The organism is Bacillus sp. HY001 (assembly GCF_007558965.1).
In the GTDB taxonomy this organism is placed as follows: domain Bacteria; phylum Bacillota; class Bacilli; order Bacillales; family Bacillaceae_G; genus Bacillus_A; species Bacillus_A mobilis.
In genome coordinates, this window is the sequence record NZ_VLTE01000033.1 from 34,207 (window position 1) to 50,340 (window position 16,134).

Here is a 16,134-nt window from a genome sequence, read left to right on the forward strand (position 1 = left end):
CCTTGTATGCAAGTTATTATAGAATAACATATGCTACATCACTTTAAGTAACTCCCTACGCTGGCATTATCCAGATCAGGTTGAGGGTCGATGTTTGTTTACATCCTCTCAGCCAATTGGCTCCCCGGTCCTTAATTCGTTTTCATTGTAGCATGATTTATTTTATTGAACAAACAAAAGCACGTATAATCATTTCATTTAACTTTTGAATTCCCCTATTAACTCTTGTAACTCCTGTGAAAGCCAGCTTAAAGAGCTAGCTAATTCAGCAATATCCTGTACAGACATTTCCTGTTCTTTCATACTTTCTTCAACATTACTATTACTATTCGCATACGTATTTGCGATAAGTGATAATTCATTTATAACCCGAACAATATTTTGGCTATTTTGCAATATATCACTTGAATTGTCAGAAACAACTCTAACTTGATTTGTAACAGATTGTGCTGATTTTGAAATTCCATCAAAGAAAGCACCACTACTTTCAACAAGTTTCATTCCAGATTCTACTTCTTTTAAAACATTTTGCATTGAAACAACAGCTTCTTCCGTCCCAGCTTGTGTTTCCCCTATTAATTTTGCTATATCTTTTGCTGACGCTGCGGTCTGCTCTGCTAATTTACGCACTTCATCCGCAACAACGACAAATCCCTCACCAGTTTTCTCAGCACATGAAGCTTCAATAGTAGTAGCATTTAGAGCTAGCGAATTCGTTTGATTTGAAATACCAGTAATTACTGTTACAATTTCACTAATTTCTTTTGATCTTGTTTCCAAAGAATAAATAATAGAAGATAAATCTTGTACTGCATTTTGTATTATGTTCATTTGATTAATCGTCTGTTCAATAATACCATTCCCTTTTACTGAATGATGCTTTGTACCTTCAGACTCTTTCGCCATTTGTTTTGCAGTATTAGTTATCTCTTCCATCCTATCTTCCATTTCATATATAATCTCTAAATACTTTGGTACTGCAGTTTCTTGTAATTGAATACCAGCCCTTAACTCAACTATAGAACTTACGATTCCTTGGATTGCCATGCTATTCTCTTTCGTACTCACTGACAATTCTTGTGAAGATGAGGAAACCTGTTCTGCTGTCTGCTTCACTTTATCTATAATCCCTTTAAACTTCTCGATGGTATTATTAAAATACGCATTAATAATACCAATATCATCTGGTCTTTCCTCTAATTTAATACTTAAGTCACCTTCACCGACTTTGCGCAATCCTTCACGTAAATCCCGCAATGGAGCAAGTGCGTTACGTACGATTAGAAATTGAATAACCGTTGCAATTAAAACAGAAATACAAATAAACATTAAACCTTGTATAATGAACTTTTCTTTTGTCATAGGAACAATAGAGGCATCTACATCGGCTGCAACGATTGCCACAATATTATCTTTCTCATCTTTAATTGGCTCTAATATCGTTACCCATGATCCCAATGCGTCTTCATATACTACTGTCATGTTTGCTTTTTTTGTGCTCATTACTTTATCATATGCTTCCATCCAAAGATCTGGTTGTTTATAATATTCCCCCGGTCTTACTTCTACAACATTTGCTAAACCTGTGGACAAATCAATGATTTGTAGCTCACCTTTTTCATTTTTTTTCGCTCCAACAATATACGTTTGTCCAACACTGTTCAATTCTTCCGTTGATTCATCTAATTTCTCTGTTAACTTCTCTCTTTTTTCTCTTTCTGCGGTTGGATTTTTTGCAACATCCCTTAATATTTCTGCGTCTAATTTATGTAATACCGTATCTCCTGTTTCAAAAGAATGCCTTTCAAATATAGACATCATGCTATTTTGAAACATGTTAAAACTTAACGCTCCCATAGTACCAACAAGCGTCAAAATAACTGATACAGTTAGCAATACATTTTTTTGAAGAAATGATAGCTTGTGCCAATATTTTTTCATTAACATCACCTTTCTTAATTAACTTACTATAAAGTAACGCTATTAAAATATACACCTTATTAATAAATGATAATTATCCTCATTTGTTTACACACAAAAAAAAGACCAATGAAAAGAGCATTGGTCAAGACCAACCCTATCCGTCCGGTAACTGGCTAGCATAGCCTTACGGCCTTAGCTCCTGTAGTTTTGCGTCCTAATGTTTCCATTAGTTTGCCTTTCTCGCTGAACGAGTTGAACGATATGGGAGTTCTATGAGAATTAAAGTATTCTCTATCAAAGATTACAACATAAAAATTAAAATGTCTACCTATTTAGAGATGCAAATGTAAAGTTTCAACGTATTATTTTTTCGAAATAATTTAACAAAGTTCGTGAATGTTACAATTCTTGTGTTATATAATAAAAAATATATATAACACAAGGATTGTTTTGAGTATTTAATTTAATTTTCATTCAAATTAAATTATTTAAATATATCTTAACTAATGAATTTCGGAGGTAGTTTATTATGTTTTGGCTACAATTTCTTACGTTACTACTCTGCATTTTTATTGGCGCACGCCTAGGCGGAGTTGGTCTAGGAGTAATGGGTGGCGTTGGTATGGCAATACTTGTTTTCGTCTTCCACTTACAACCTACAGCTCCTCCTATTGATGTAATGCTTATGATTTTAGCAGTAATTACAGCTGCCGGTGCACTGCAGGCCGCTGGAGGAATGGACTACCTTGTTCATCTGGCTGAAAAAGCATTGCGAAAAAATCCAAAGCGCATTACATTCTTTGCTCCAATTGTTACTTATTTATTTACACTGTGCGCAGGAACTGGTCACGTTGCTTATTCTGTACTTCCTGTTATCGCAGAAGTCTCTCGCGAATCTGGGATTAGACCGGAACGACCAATGTCAATTGCCGTAATCGCTTCCCAACAAGCAATTACAGCTAGCCCTATATCAGCTGCAACAGTTGCTCTTTTAGCAATGTTAGCTGACTATAAAATCACTTTATTAGATATTTTAAAAGTAAGTATCCCTTCTACCTTCATCGCTTGTATGGTAGCTGCATTTGTTGCTAGCAAAATGGGGAAAGAATTAAATGAAGACCCTGAATACTTGAAGCGATTAAAAGAAGGAATGATTCCTAAAATTGAAGAGAAGAAAGAATTTGTTGGTTTAAAAGGTGCTAAACTATCCGTTATCCTTTTCTTAGTAGGAACTTTCCTTGTCGTACTTCTCGGTTCATTTGAAGCACTTCGTCCAGGATGGATGGTCGACGGGAAGTTAGCTCGTCTTTCCATGCCAAACACAATTGAAATGGTTATGTTAACTATCGCAGCTCTTATTATTATTTTCTGCAAACCAAATGTAGAAAGCATCGTGTCTGGTAACGTCTTTAAAGCGGGGGCAACAGCAGTTGTTGCTATTTTCGGTATCGCTTGGATGGGAGATACTTTCTTTAACGGAAACTTAAATATGATTCAAGGATCAATTCAGCACCTAGTAACAAGTGCACCATGGCTATTTGCCATCGCATTATTCATTCTATCTATTTTACTATATAGCCAAGCCGCAACAGTACGTGCTTTAATGCCTCTTGGATTATCACTCGGTATTCCACCAGCACTACTAATCGCGATGTTCCCTGCAGTAAATGGATATTTCTTTATTCCAAACTATGGAACAATCGTTGCTGCCATTAACTTTGATCGCACTGGTACAACTGGCATTGGTAAATATGTTTTAAATCATAGCTTTATGATTCCAGGCCTAATCGCAACATTCACTTCTATCGGAATTGGAATGCTCTTAATTTCAATTATGTTTTAAAGAAAAAGCACAAACCTACAGTTTTAAAGGGTTTGTGCTTTTTTAATCAAACGTTTGTTTAAATATTTTTAACCGTCCATTCTTCCATTATGTTCTTTAATAGTTGTGTGAAGTCCTCCGGGAAAAGATGACCTAAGCCTTCTCTCACAATTAATTTACAGTCCACATTATATTTCTCAAACATAGACATTAATTGAAGTGTGTTTTCATAAAATGGATCTTTATCTCCCGTAATAATATATCCTTTCACATTTGCTACTTGGCTTGATGCAACCATCCTTTCAATCGCTTCTACATCTCGAATAGCAGGTATAACCGAAATAAATTTTTGAGTCCCTAACATATTCTTTAACGCTAACTCTATCGCTATATTCCCACCTTGAGAAGCTCCTGTAATAATGATGTCCCCCAATCTATATTTATCTGTGAACTCATTAAAAGTTGTCATAGCATCTTTTATAGCTATATCATGATTATCCCAGCTATAAGAGTTCATTCCATATATTTGCGAGGATTGAGAAAAACCTAACATATACTCACTTAGTATTTTTTCTTCACACCAATATGGTGCAAAATCATTTATATTTGATCCTCTCCAATGTAAAGAAAATAGTCCAGTTTTTGCTTTTTCATTTCCATAACTGTATAGCTCCGGGTTAGCTGTTAACTGCTGTTTCTTAAATATTTCTTCACACCTTTTTACTATTACTTTAAAATCCGCTTTATCTTGTAGCCCCTTTAAGTCTTCATCATACATAAGTGTATGGGGATTCCACCATATCCCTTTTTGCATAGCCCCATTTAAAATAGCAATCGCCTCTTCATCCTTGCCTTCTACTGAATATGCACAAGCTTTCCAAAAACTCGTTTTATCTATTCTTTCAGGAAATTCTCTTTCCGCTTCACTTATGCATCTATAAATTGCATCAAATTCCCCTTTTTCAAATAAACGAAACAACTCATTTTGCAACGCTACAAACCTATTCCGTTTCAAATAATCCCCCCTATTTCTAATTATTAATACCAAAAAAGCTATGTAGCATTTTAATACTACATAGCTTTTTTCTACAAACTCTTATTTACTTCCTCTACTAACTTCTTCGTACTTTCATACGCAGATTCCGCTAAACTAATCGCAGAAATAACTGAAACACCGTCCGCACCTGCTTCTATAACTGAGGCTGTATTTTCAATTGTAATGCCACCAATCCCAACGATCGGTATTGTAATTCCTTGTTCTCTAAAATGAGCTAAACCTTTCGTTCCTTGAACTGCTTTCGTATCTTTTTTCGTACTCGTTGGAAAAATAGGGCCAACACCTAAATAATCAGCTCCGTTTTCAATTGCCCAGTGTGCTTCTTCAATTGTATGTGTAGATACACCAACAATTTTATCTCCCATTTTTTCACGAACAGAAGTAATTCCTTCATCATCTTGTCCAACATGCACGCCATCTGCATCTAACTCGATAGCTAGTTCCACATCATCATTTACAATGAATGGGACACCGTACTCCTTACAAATTACTTGTAGTTCTTTTGCGAAACGAATACGTTTCTCTCCCGTTAAAGCCCCTTCCCCCTTTTCACGGAATTGAAAAATTGTTATACCGCCTTCAAGTGCATCTCTCAACACTTGTAGTGGCTTCTTCGTACAATTGTTACTTCCCATAATAAAGTATACTGATAACAATCTAGACATTTCAGCCTTTGTAATACGTGACATCTAATTCCCCCTCCTTACTATATAAGCTCAATCTTCCCATACTTCTCAATATCATCTGAAGTTATATTCGCTAACTGATTTAAAAATTCAATTTGGAAACTACCAGGTCCCTGCTCCACCGTCTTAGCAGCTGCCAGTTCCGCAGCTACACCATAAAACGTTAATGCAGCTACTGCTGCCTTTACATAATCCTTTTCTACTGCTACAAATGCTCCTATTACAGAAGTTAGTAAACAACCAGTTCCCGTAACTTTCGTTAAAATAGAGTGACCATTTCGAATAAGAATCGTTCGCTCTCCATCTGTAACAACATCTTCTTTTCCAGTAATCACCGCAACTGTATTTAATTCATCAGCTGCCTGCCTTGCGATACTTACGATATTTCCATTTCCAGCACCGGCGTCTACTCCTTTAATTTCCCATCTCTCATTAATAACGTTCGCTATTTCAGCTGCATTTCCGCGGATAATCGCTAAATCAATTTCAGCTGGAATATGTCTTGCAACTTCTGTTCGATACGATGTTGCTCCTGCACCAACTGGATCAAACAATACTGGTACATGATTCACATTTGCTGATTTACCCGCAAGTAACATCGCTTCTACTTCTTCAGGACGAAGTGTCCCCATATTTAATACTAACGCTCCAGCAATGCTAGCCATTTCTGCTACTTCTTCTTTTGCATACGCCATTACAGGCGATGCCCCTAACGCTAACAAACCGTTAGCTGTAAAGTTTGTTACAACCACATTTGTAATATTATGAACGAGCGGATTAGATTCTCTCACCAAATCCACTACTTTACTAATTTCTTTCATATTCATCCTTCTCATCCCCTAACTATAGTGATGGGAGATACACAAAAAGGCACTTTGCGCGTACGCAAAGTGCCTGAACATGTGCTTTTACACTCTCCCTACGCTGGCATTATCCAACAGGTTCAAATGGTCAATGACGGATTAGTCATACTCTCAGTTTGCATCCACAAACTCCCATGTGTTTAGTATTCATCTACTTCAAAGTCTACTCTTATTCTAGTAAAATAACAAGTTCTTTACTTTTCTATTTCATATAGAAGCAATAATAAAACAACACGCATAATAAATATCTATTTCTCATAGTCTCATCATGGTGCATATTATGTTCTATCGCCATCATTCACCTTCAAATGGATGTTATCCCACTAAAAAACGTTCAAATCTAGAGCGAAACTGAATCTCAAGAAGATGTATGCTATAGTTAACGTATGGAAATTTGAAAGGATGTTTTAAATATGTCAAAAAGCGTTATAATCGCTGAAAAGCCTTCCGTTGCACGTGATATTGCGCGTGTACTTAAGTGCGATAAAAAAGGAAATGGCTACCTTGAAGGTAGTAAATATATTGTAACTTGGGCTTTAGGTCATCTTGTTACATTAGCAGATCCAGAAAGCTACGATGTGAAATATAAAAAGTGGAATTTAGAAGATTTACCGATGCTACCTGAGCGTTTGAAATTAACAGTTATTAAACAAACTGGGAAACAATTTAACGCTGTAAAAAGTCAGCTACTTAGAAAAGATGTAAATGACATTATTGTAGCGACAGATGCTGATTTATCTCTATAAAATATAATTGCACATAAATCCTAAAACACCTTTCATCCTTAATTTAACTGTGGTATCTAATACTTTTATAATTGTACATAAAAAGAAGCACATAATTTATCTTTAAATTATGTGCCTCTTATTTATTTACTGTAATAAAAGTATTAGATACACTCTTCAAAAATTCTTCTAGTACGAGGTTAAACATTAATGATTTTAACCGTATCGCTTTAATTTCAGAACTAAAAGTGTGCTCACCCAAAATAGACAGATCTGCCAAGCTAAAAGAATCTGAAAATGAAAATGAGTATTCAGATGAATTAATCAAGTTGACTACCTAGCTAACAATTATCAATACACCATATGGGACTACAATTACTTTCCTAACTTGATTGCTTTTTTTATATTACTGAATGCACCTTTACCATATAATAGTACCCCCCCGCGGTAAACACGGCTCGTTAAACCTATCATTATAAATATTGTTGTTAATAGAATAACTAATGCAAGAGCAATTTCCCATACTGGGATATTCAAGAATCCAATTCGTACGAGCATAACAATAGGAGTGAAGAATGGTATATAACTAGTAATGGTAATAAAAGAGCTGCTTGGATTTGAAATGCCATAAAGTGCGATATACAAAGCAGCAAGTAACATGATTGTCAGCGGCATAACTGCTTGAGAAGCTTCCTCTATACGACTAATAATGGAGCCGAATAGACAAGATAATGAGCCATATAATAAAAATCCTAAAGTGAAGAATATAATCCCATACACCACTAAGGTAGGAGCGAATGAATATAAATCAATTCCATTTAAAATATCATTCTTCGATCCATTAATTGCTGTTTTATAGCCTACAGTTGCGACAAAGCCCCAAATTATTATTTGAGTAATCCCAGCTAATAATGTTGAAAAGAGCTTTGCAAATAAATGTTTTGTAGGCGATATACTTGAAACAACTAACTCCATTACACGCGAAGATTTCTCAGTTGCAACATCTGTAGCTAGTTGTGCAGCATACATTAGTATCATTAAATAATTAAGGAAAATAAATACATTAATTAAAATTGCTACACTTTCTTTATGCTCTCCATCTTTAATCTTATCTGAAACTGTTTTGGTCTGTATTTCTACTGGCGTAGTTAGTACCTTTAAATTGCTTTGCGAAAGATTCAATTGCTGAGCGAAATTTGAAGATTGTATTTGAGATAAAATAGTTTGAACCTTTGTAACATCTTCCTGATTTACATCTGTCTCAGCTATATACGTAGCATTCAGCTGTTTATTATCCAATTCCTCTATAACTATTGCATATGTATATTCACCGTTTTTAACGCCCGATTCTGCCTTTTGTTTATCCGTACTGTGCTTTACATGTAATTTACTATCGACATTTTTAAATACTTGATGAATTGTTGTATATAATTCTTCTTTTTCTGTAACAACAACAACGTTTTCTTCCCCATTCCCCACAAAAAAGTCATAAATCTTGTCAACATTCATCAATCCTATAATTAACATAGAAATTATTATTGTAATAGCAATAAATGATTTTGATTTCACCTTAGATTTATAGTTTTGTAAAAAAATTGTCCAGAAACTACTCATATTGTGCACCTACTTTCGCAATAAAGATATCATTTAGTGTAGGCTCTTCTACTGCAAACTTTTTAACATACCCTAACTTCGTTATTTCTTTAAATAAAACATGTGAAACTTCTTCATACGAAATTTTAAGAGTAACCGCATTCTTACGTTTCTTAATACTTTCTACACCTTTTATTTCTTTCAAATGGTCAAAGTCATGATCGCCAACGATTACAACATTCTTTTTACCAAAATCACTTTTAATTTTAGCAATGTCACCCTGAACAACAGGTACTCCTTTATGCATGATACAAATGTGTTGGCATAACTCTTCCACATGTTCCATACGATGCGAACTAAAAAGAATTGACGAACCTTGTTTTTGCATATCAAGAACAGCTTCTTTTAACATTTCAACATTTACTGGATCTAAACCGCTAAATGGCTCATCTAAAATCAAAAGTTCAGGCTTATGTATAATCGCTGTTATTAACTGGATTTTCTGTTGATTACCTTTTGAAAGTTCTCCTACTTTTTTGTTCAAATACTCTGATATATTAAAACGCTCCAGCCAATATAGAAGCTCCTTTTCTGCATCTTTACTTTTCATGTTCTTTAGTTTTGCAAAAAAGTTAACTTGTTCTTTGACAGTCATTTTCGCATAAAGACCACGTTCTTCTGGTAAATAGCCAATCTTATCAGTAACATCATAATTTATAGGTTTACCATTCCATGAAATAGATCCGCTTGATTTTGATAATAGTCCAAGTATCATTCGAAATGTAGTAGTTTTACCAGCTCCATTCCCACCCAGGAATCCAAATATTTCACCCTTCGGTATCTCGATATTCAAATTATTTACCGCGACATGATCATCAAATTTCTTTGTTAAATCTTTAATTATTAAAGTCATTATCCACACCCTTAATCCCCAAAATGATTTTTTTATACAATTGTATATCCATAGTCAACCACAATATTTTGTCCCCTAATTGCATCGCTCTTATCAGACATTAAAAATAAAATGACATTTGTAACATCGGAAATTTCAACAAATTTTCTATACGGTATCTTTTTTAATAACTTATCCCCTTCAAAAGATTTCAATAAATTTTCGTTACTATCGTTTATAATATAGGAAGGTGACACACAATTAACTTTAATATCTCTCTTTTTATCCTTCAAAAAATCAATACTTAAATTTTTAGTTAAGTGAATTAGAGCCGCTTTCGATGCCCCATATGCAATTCTATCCTCATGTGCCACTATACCATTTTGTGAGGCTACACTAATTATTGAGACACGTTGTGAAAATGAACTGTATAAGGATTTGAGTAAAAAAACAAAACACTTGATATTTAAATCAAATGTTTTATCCCACTCTGCATTTGTCACATTATAAAAATTAGATAAAGTATTAAGCCCTATCAAGTTGATAATACAATCTATAGTTATATTATTCTCTTCTAAGTAATTGGATAAAAATCTAATATCTTCTTCTTGATTAACATCTAATTTAAAATAGAATTTATTAGTATCTTTCATTCTTTTTTCTTTATAAGTTTTATCGATACAGTATATATTTTTTGTATCTTCAATTTCTAATTGTAAATCTTTACCGATAAATCCATTAGCACCTAGTATCAGTATATTACCACTCAATTTATTCCTCTCCTTACAATATCGAATACCCAATATACACCACTCGAAATAACTGCTGTTATGAGAATAAAATTTACTAGCCCTAACAGTAACTCAGAAGACTTTATCTTTTGTCTATTTAATATAAATTTTTTGAAGTTTTTCATATAATCTTCTGAACCTATAATTAGATTTATAACCCAATAACCATCTAATTTTAAAAACGGCATCATATTAATAAAAATAATTATACAATTTATTAAATATACATATAATATTACATCGGATTTTGAAAGGAAATACACTATGGCTAATAAGCTTCCTAAAAGCATTTGGCCAACAATACCTGATAACATTATAGATATTTTCTGTTTTCTTTCAAGCGTTCTCATATAGTTAACATTTGTGAAAAATAACAATAAAAAGAAATATCTAATTATTATTCCAAAACGCATATTATTAGAATTTATATACTTTCTATAGGTATAATAATGAGAAAATTCATGAAACGAAATTATAAATAGCTGAGCTATGTATATATACAATAAATAATACACATTAAAGTTCATTGAGTTGCTATTGTAAAATGAATAAGCCTCCTTAATAACAAAAGGAAAAGTCGTTCCAAAAATTATAAGTAAACATAGGAATAAGTATTTAAAAAATTTAATGTTTTCTATTTTATATAATGTCTCAAACCTCTTTGTGCTTACACTTAAAGTTAGTAACTTAAAATTTAAAAGGTTATATTTTTTATTACCAAATAAAAATCTTTCTAACCCTTCAACTTTTTCACTTGTTTCGATATTATAACTTTTAAGATACTCTAATGTATTCTGATCTGCTTGTAACATTCTTTCATTTTTAGGGTTATATATATAAACATAATCTTCTATGTAGTATTCAAGGTTTACATTGCAAACATTTAAATTATGTACCTCTTTCAAACTAATACCCTCTTTGCAATTATTTTCATAGCTTTTGACAATACATTAGTATTTATTAAAAGCGTAGGAAATAATGTAATACCATTATCATCTTCGTTATTCATATAATGGTATACTAAGATACCTAACTCTTTTAACTTGTTAACTAATTCTATAGTTTTGATTTGATCATTTATAGGGATAGAAAACATTCCTCCAATACCCGTATAAGTGATATTTTGCTTACTTAGAGTATTTGATACAATATTATCTATTTCTTGTACATTACTAATAATGAATTGTTCATTTTCTAGAATATAATCTAATGTCATTTTCGCTGATAAAACTCCTAGCAAATTACCATTTTGAGTAGAGAAGTGCTCTATATGTTTATTTTTGAGCGCGTCTTCTATTTCTTTTGAAATTATTACTGCCCCAAAAGGAAGAATTCCATTGTTTATAGATTTACTTAAAATTAAAATATCAGGCTGCACTCCTAATTCTTTAAAGAAAAAACGATTACCTGTTCTATAAAAACCTGTTGCAACCTCATCGAAAACCAGTAATATGTCAAATTTTTTTAATGTTCTATATAATTCGATAATAAATTTTTTATTAAAAATAAAAACCCCACCTGAACCAATAATGGGCTCAAATAAAAAGGCTGATATATTTTGATGATTTTCTTCTATAAAATTCAGCACATTTTCTTCATCATCCTGATTTTCAGGTGTTTTAATACTCCAAAACCCTTCTAATTTAGGTTTGTATTCTTCAGTAATCTGATCATCTAATCCACTAGCTGATATACCCGCAAAAAATGTTCCATGATAACTTTTATCATAAGTAACTATTTTTTTGTCATTCATGTTTAAATGCCTTACAATTTTTGTAACCAATTCTGTTCCTTCCGAACCACTATTAGTAAAAAAGACTTTATTATATACAAAATCTTTTTCATTAATAAAATTTAATAAAGCATCACTATAATCACTGTAAATATGATGGTTGTAAGCATGGATATCTAAAAAAGGCAATGATTTTTGTAAATACGAATCGAATTGAGATGATACTCTTTGATATAACTCTTTATTATATCCTAATGAGACATTCCATAGACCACTTCTTAAGTCTAAATATTTTTTTCCATTAGTATCAAATAAATAACTATCTTTAGCTTCCTCAAGTTCGATATTATAAAAGGTGGTTTGAGTAATACTTCCCATTGGAACAACATAAGTATTATTTTTCATTATTTTTCAGCTCCAAAAAATACAACATTTTCCCATTGTATAATAACTTTAATTTATAATTTAGTTCTCGAGAAACTTCCTTAAAGAATTCCATGGTATGTAAAAACTTTACTGAATACCCTACCTTTTTCACACCATTTCCCTCCATGTAAATATTCAAAACATACTTATTATCTATAATGGAATTACTTATAAAAAACATACTATCATCTGTTTTATAATTCAAAACTTCTCCATAATTATCTTTGATATAATTATGATTAAGAAAATCAAATATTATCTCCCCATGATTATCCAAAATACCTTTAGCCTTTATTAAAAAGCTTTTAAACTGTTCTTCTGAAAATAAAGATACAGTTGTAGCTGGTATAATAATTTTTGTGAAATTATTTTTATTAATAGTTTCTAAATCCTCAATGCCAATAGTAAAAATTTTCTCTCTATATTTAGGGTCTATATATTTTATCATTTCCAATTGTGGTTCAACACCATAAATATTGAAACCTTCTCTAGATAAAACATTAAATACCCTTCCGTTACCAGATCCTATTTCCAGTACTACATCACGTTTAGTTATTTTTTCTCTATAAAAATCTAAATCATTTATTTCAAATTTATCACCTACCGAAAGGTTATAAAATTCAGCAAAATGTGAATCTGAATAAATGTTATCTGAAATTTCCACGTTCCCCTTCTGTATTTTCTTCAAAAAGGGACCAAATATATACTTACTATGCATTTTCCACCAATCCCTTATATTCATTCAAAATCTCATCATATTGTTCATTAAAACGTTCCTTTAGAAAATTATGATTATTTTTTTGATCCGCTTCTAAAATTTCAAGGAACGTTGCGTTTGTTTCAAAAATTTTATTTGTCTGGATATTATAAACAAAAGAACCTTTATTGTTTTTAATACCAATTAGCTTAAATTCAACAATTGTATCTATTAATGGATCCAATGTATTCTTTGTATATGGCGTAATAAAGGTGGTTTCATCCCCCTTAAATGATGATGATAGATTGAATATCAATGGAAATATACTCTTAATTACAGAATCATACTTATCTTGTTCTCCATTATTCGTCTGATATTTTGACAAAATATCAAAATAACTTAAATTAATATTTCTTGAAACTAGATTCTCTTTCATATAATCATTGAAAATTCCATCCGAAAAGAAAAATAATCTATTATTTGTAATAGTTTCTGTCAAACTTGCATAATCAAAAATTGCTTTTTTACTTTGCATGTTCTCGACTACACTCGTTTGTTTAAACTTGCTTATTAAGGTATCGAACTCATCTTTATCTACAGAAATTAAATCCTCTTTTTGGAAATTTGTTAATGTATTGTTAAAAAGAATAATATTAGGTACTTGTTTCAAGGAATCCGCTTCAAATTCAACTTCCTCACTTGATTGATCTATAAAAATCGAGCTATTAATTGCCATATTATAGTAAACTTCCGCGTTAATACTTTTAATATTTTTGCTATTATCCATGTATAGATGTTTTAATAAATTTTTATTTATAGTATGCGGGTATACCCCTGAGAACAATGACATTAACCCATTTCTTAAATATAGTAAATGAGTCATCTTCATCTTTTCTTGATCTATTTGGAATTTTCCTTTTAAAGGCTGTAATACATCTAGCAACTCTAAATTACCATGTTTCATTTCTAAATTATCATTTACTATATAAAATTCAGTTCCTTCTACTTCCTTTTCTAAAAATCCCACTAACTTATATATTCTTTCCAAGCTACCACTGACGATAAATATATATTTTTGATACTCTTGAAAATCTAGATAGTCAACAAAATCAATAAATGTGTTATTATCAAAATCAAATTTATCAAAATGTATATCGATAGATGCATTAGAAAGTAACTCTTTTGAGTTACTTTCTAATGCATTTTTAAATAAACCTTGCTCCTCAATTACACAAGAAATTCCAATCATAAGTTTGTCCCCCTGATTTTTCTAGTTGATACCTCTGAAGTTTTTTATCTTACAATCTATTTAATTTAATTATTACGTTTCTGTAGTACATTACTTACTAAAATCCCAGAGCCTATAGTCATTAACGTTCCTAAAAGAATATTAATGTATAAATTAGTACTATTAATAATAGCAACCAATCCTAACACTATTAATGCAGGGATTATAATATATATATACTGATTATGGATATTAATCATGTAAGTATTACTCCAGCTACTGTAGCTCCTGCACCCACAACACCTGCTCCAATGCCCACTCCAGTCCAGAAGTCCGTACCATGTGAATTTAATTCCTCTAATTCAATTTCTTTAAAGAATAATTTCTTCATACTTTTTCGCCTCCTTATTTGAATTTTTTATTTTTTTACTGCTGTGATCATGTAATTACAAGTAATCCACCGGCAAGACCTGCTCCAATAGCTGCTCCAGTAGCTACTCCCTCCCAGAACGAATTTAACTCTTCTAATTCAACTTCTTTAAAATATAATTTCTTCATTCTTTTCACCTCCTTACAAAATGAAATATACACATAATCAGGTTACGATAATAAGTACCCCAACGCCTGCTGCTGCTCCTACCCCAGCCATAGCTGCTGTTTGAGCCCATAATGGTGTCGAGTTCAGTTCTTCTAATTGAATTTCTTTAAAGTATAATTTTTTCATAATTACATTAATCATTCCTTATGTTAATATAGCAATGCCAACACCGACTCCTACAGAGGCACCTGCACCTACAACTACTCCAGCGCCCATGCACCAGCCGCAATTTAATTCTTCAGTTTCAATTTCTAAGAATTTTAGACATAACATTATTCGTTCATCTCCTTTCATTTATCCTTCAGAGGCATCAACTAAAAATCATTTATTAAATTATATATATAAACAAAATAAATGATTCAATATATGATTTTTAATTATTATTTTCCACCCATCATCTGGGAGGAAAATAATAAATAAATACCATATATAACAATTTAAGGATAACACAAAATTACGAATAATGAATATGCAATAATGCATATTCATTTAGTAACTAGTAATCAAAAAAAAATTTAGTGGTAATATAAAGATTCAAACCTGTCCTTTAATACTAAAACTATCTATGCCCAAAATTAACGGCATGAGCACCACCTTTATTTAGAGTGCACTTTCAAAACAGATTAATTGAACGTGCCTCAATTTTTTCTTCCAATGTATATATTAAAAATAACATTGGTTGCTTTTATTGGAAAAACGCCTTAAAATATCGATTAACGATATATCGGAGGTGGCTATAATAAATAATGCAGCAGGGCAATACATCCCATTAACAGAAGCAAAATACTATATTTTATTATCATTACTAAAACCCCTACATGGTTATGGAATTATGCAAGCGGTAGAAACTCTTACACATGGAGAAGTCAAACTTGGACCTGGTACATTGTATGGGAATACAAAAAAGTTATTGAATGAAAAGCTAATTGTTGAGGTAGCATCCATGGATAGGAAGAAATATTACGTACTAACCTCCTTAGGTAAAGAAGTTTTAGAACTTGAATTTAAACGATTACAACGCACTGTTCAAAATGGCCTGAGTATTTTTAATAAAGAATAGTAAGTAATTCTAGTTCTATTGCTAAAATAAAAGAGCATAAA

Annotated in this window: 16 protein-coding genes, 1 pseudogene and 3 riboswitches; of the genes and pseudogenes, 3 read left to right on the forward strand and 14 right to left on the reverse strand. The window is 31.9% G+C overall.

The window, feature by feature from the left end; translation table 11 throughout:
- Positions 1 to 35: 35 nt before the first annotated feature.
- Positions 36 to 137, reverse strand: a riboswitch (TPP riboswitch).
- A gap of 61 nt (positions 138 to 198) precedes the next feature.
- Positions 199 to 1,941, reverse strand: coding sequence for a methyl-accepting chemotaxis protein (locus FOT98_RS17895; RefSeq protein ID WP_063262177.1), 1,743 nt, complete (start codon positions 1,939 to 1,941; stop codon positions 199 to 201).
- A gap of 143 nt (positions 1,942 to 2,084) precedes the next feature.
- A riboswitch (cyclic di-GMP riboswitch) is annotated at positions 2,085 to 2,169 on the reverse strand.
- A 283-nt stretch (positions 2,170 to 2,452) separates the two neighbouring features.
- On the opposite strand from FOT98_RS17895, the gene FOT98_RS17900 reads away from it, so the two are divergent.
- Positions 2,453 to 3,766: an anaerobic C4-dicarboxylate transporter family protein gene (locus FOT98_RS17900; RefSeq protein ID WP_000498711.1), complete on the forward strand. Its 1,314-nt coding sequence runs from the start codon at positions 2,453 to 2,455 to the stop codon at positions 3,764 to 3,766.
- Between the two features lie 58 nt (positions 3,767 to 3,824).
- On the opposite strand, the gene FOT98_RS17905 is transcribed toward FOT98_RS17900, so the two are convergent.
- From FOT98_RS17905 to thiM, 3 genes are all read right to left on the reverse strand, one after another.
- Complete coding sequence (locus FOT98_RS17905) at positions 3,825 to 4,760, reverse strand: alpha/beta hydrolase (protein WP_063262178.1); 936 nt, start codon at positions 4,758 to 4,760, stop codon at positions 3,825 to 3,827.
- A 71-nt stretch (positions 4,761 to 4,831) separates the two neighbouring features.
- Entirely contained in the window at positions 4,832 to 5,491 is a 660-nt protein-coding gene (gene thiE / locus FOT98_RS17910) for a thiamine phosphate synthase (RefSeq protein WP_063262179.1), read from the reverse strand.
- Between the two features lie 17 nt (positions 5,492 to 5,508).
- Positions 5,509 to 6,324 carry a hydroxyethylthiazole kinase gene (gene thiM, locus FOT98_RS17915; RefSeq protein WP_116758380.1) on the reverse strand — a complete coding sequence of 272 codons (816 nt, stop codon included), beginning with the start codon at positions 6,322 to 6,324 and terminating at the stop codon, positions 5,509 to 5,511.
- 63 nt (positions 6,325 to 6,387) lie between these two features.
- Positions 6,388 to 6,497, reverse strand: a riboswitch (TPP riboswitch).
- A 267-nt stretch (positions 6,498 to 6,764) separates the two neighbouring features.
- On the opposite strand from thiM, the pseudogene FOT98_RS17925 reads away from it, so the two are divergent.
- Positions 6,765 to 7,082 (forward strand): annotated as a pseudogene (locus tag FOT98_RS17925) (toprim domain-containing protein); the annotation flags it as partial.
- Between the two features lie 369 nt (positions 7,083 to 7,451).
- Here the strand turns inward: FOT98_RS17925 and FOT98_RS17935 are convergent.
- The 10 genes from FOT98_RS17935 to FOT98_RS32980 form a co-directional block, all read right to left on the reverse strand.
- Positions 7,452 to 8,690, reverse strand: coding sequence for an ABC transporter permease (locus FOT98_RS17935; protein WP_063262182.1), 1,239 nt, complete (start codon positions 8,688 to 8,690; stop codon positions 7,452 to 7,454).
- Positions 8,683 to 9,582: an ABC transporter ATP-binding protein gene (locus tag FOT98_RS17940; protein ID WP_063262183.1), complete on the reverse strand. Its 900-nt coding sequence runs from the start codon at positions 9,580 to 9,582 to the stop codon at positions 8,683 to 8,685. The genes FOT98_RS17935 and FOT98_RS17940 overlap by 8 nt, the downstream gene beginning before the upstream one ends.
- Before the next feature lie 32 nt (positions 9,583 to 9,614).
- Positions 9,615 to 10,331 (reverse strand): SDR family oxidoreductase, encoded by a 717-nt coding sequence (locus tag FOT98_RS17945; protein ID WP_063262184.1) that lies wholly within the window; start codon positions 10,329 to 10,331, stop codon positions 9,615 to 9,617.
- Positions 10,328 to 11,257 (reverse strand): M50 family metallopeptidase, encoded by a 930-nt coding sequence (locus FOT98_RS17950; protein WP_063262185.1) that lies wholly within the window; start codon positions 11,255 to 11,257, stop codon positions 10,328 to 10,330. Before FOT98_RS17950 ends, FOT98_RS17945 begins: the two co-directional genes overlap by 4 nt.
- Positions 11,254 to 12,489: an aminotransferase class III-fold pyridoxal phosphate-dependent enzyme gene (locus FOT98_RS17955; RefSeq protein WP_063262186.1), complete on the reverse strand. Its 1,236-nt coding sequence runs from the start codon at positions 12,487 to 12,489 to the stop codon at positions 11,254 to 11,256. Before FOT98_RS17955 ends, FOT98_RS17950 begins: the two co-directional genes overlap by 4 nt.
- Positions 12,479 to 13,174: a methyltransferase domain-containing protein gene (locus tag FOT98_RS17960; protein ID WP_235608005.1), complete on the reverse strand. Its 696-nt coding sequence runs from the start codon at positions 13,172 to 13,174 to the stop codon at positions 12,479 to 12,481. Before FOT98_RS17960 ends, FOT98_RS17955 begins: the two co-directional genes overlap by 11 nt.
- Before the next feature lie 46 nt (positions 13,175 to 13,220).
- Positions 13,221 to 14,456, reverse strand: a complete 1,236-nt coding sequence (locus tag FOT98_RS17965) for a hypothetical protein (protein WP_063262187.1) — start codon at positions 14,454 to 14,456, stop codon at positions 13,221 to 13,223.
- A 235-nt stretch (positions 14,457 to 14,691) separates the two neighbouring features.
- Positions 14,692 to 14,826 (reverse strand): hypothetical protein, encoded by a 135-nt coding sequence (locus FOT98_RS32970; protein ID WP_257145089.1) that lies wholly within the window; start codon positions 14,824 to 14,826, stop codon positions 14,692 to 14,694.
- A gap of 204 nt (positions 14,827 to 15,030) precedes the next feature.
- Entirely contained in the window at positions 15,031 to 15,159 is a 129-nt protein-coding gene (locus tag FOT98_RS32975; protein ID WP_257150070.1) for a hypothetical protein, read from the reverse strand.
- A gap of 18 nt (positions 15,160 to 15,177) precedes the next feature.
- Positions 15,178 to 15,306, reverse strand: a complete 129-nt coding sequence (locus FOT98_RS32980) for a hypothetical protein (RefSeq protein WP_257150069.1) — start codon at positions 15,304 to 15,306, stop codon at positions 15,178 to 15,180.
- A 466-nt stretch (positions 15,307 to 15,772) separates the two neighbouring features.
- Here FOT98_RS32980 and FOT98_RS17970 point away from each other — a divergent pair, with 466 nt between their 5' ends.
- Positions 15,773 to 16,093 carry a PadR family transcriptional regulator gene (locus FOT98_RS17970; protein WP_063262218.1) on the forward strand — a complete coding sequence of 107 codons (321 nt, stop codon included), beginning with the start codon at positions 15,773 to 15,775 and terminating at the stop codon, positions 16,091 to 16,093.
- The last annotated feature ends 41 nt before the right edge of the window (positions 16,094 to 16,134 follow it).

What these genes read in the sequence shown, in the direction of transcription:
- FOT98_RS17895 (WP_063262177.1), bottom strand. Translation starts at nt 1,941, where the DNA reads ATGAAAAAATATTGGCACAAGCTATCATTTCTTCAAAAAAATGTATTG.
- FOT98_RS17900 (WP_000498711.1), top strand. Translation starts at nt 2,453, where the DNA reads ATGTTTTGGCTACAATTTCTTACGTTACTACTCTGCATTTTTATTGGC.
- thiE (WP_063262179.1), bottom strand. Translation starts at nt 5,491, where the DNA reads ATGTCACGTATTACAAAGGCTGAAATGTCTAGATTGTTATCAGTATAC.
- thiM (WP_116758380.1), bottom strand. Translation starts at nt 6,324, where the DNA reads ATGAGAAGGATGAATATGAAAGAAATTAGTAAAGTAGTGGATTTGGTG.
- FOT98_RS17935 (WP_063262182.1), bottom strand. Translation starts at nt 8,690, where the DNA reads ATGAGTAGTTTCTGGACAATTTTTTTACAAAACTATAAATCTAAGGTG.
- FOT98_RS17940 (WP_063262183.1), bottom strand. Translation starts at nt 9,582, where the DNA reads ATGACTTTAATAATTAAAGATTTAACAAAGAAATTTGATGATCATGTC.
- FOT98_RS17955 (WP_063262186.1), bottom strand. Translation starts at nt 12,489, where the DNA reads ATGAAAAATAATACTTATGTTGTTCCAATGGGAAGTATTACTCAAACC.
- FOT98_RS17965 (WP_063262187.1), bottom strand. Translation starts at nt 14,456, where the DNA reads ATGATTGGAATTTCTTGTGTAATTGAGGAGCAAGGTTTATTTAAAAAT.
- FOT98_RS32970 (WP_257145089.1), bottom strand. Translation starts at nt 14,826, where the DNA reads ATGAAGAAATTATTCTTTAAAGAAATTGAATTAGAGGAATTAAATTCA.
- FOT98_RS32975 (WP_257150070.1), bottom strand. Translation starts at nt 15,159, where the DNA reads ATGAAAAAATTATACTTTAAAGAAATTCAATTAGAAGAACTGAACTCG.
- FOT98_RS32980 (WP_257150069.1), bottom strand. Translation starts at nt 15,306, where the DNA reads ATGTTATGTCTAAAATTCTTAGAAATTGAAACTGAAGAATTAAATTGC.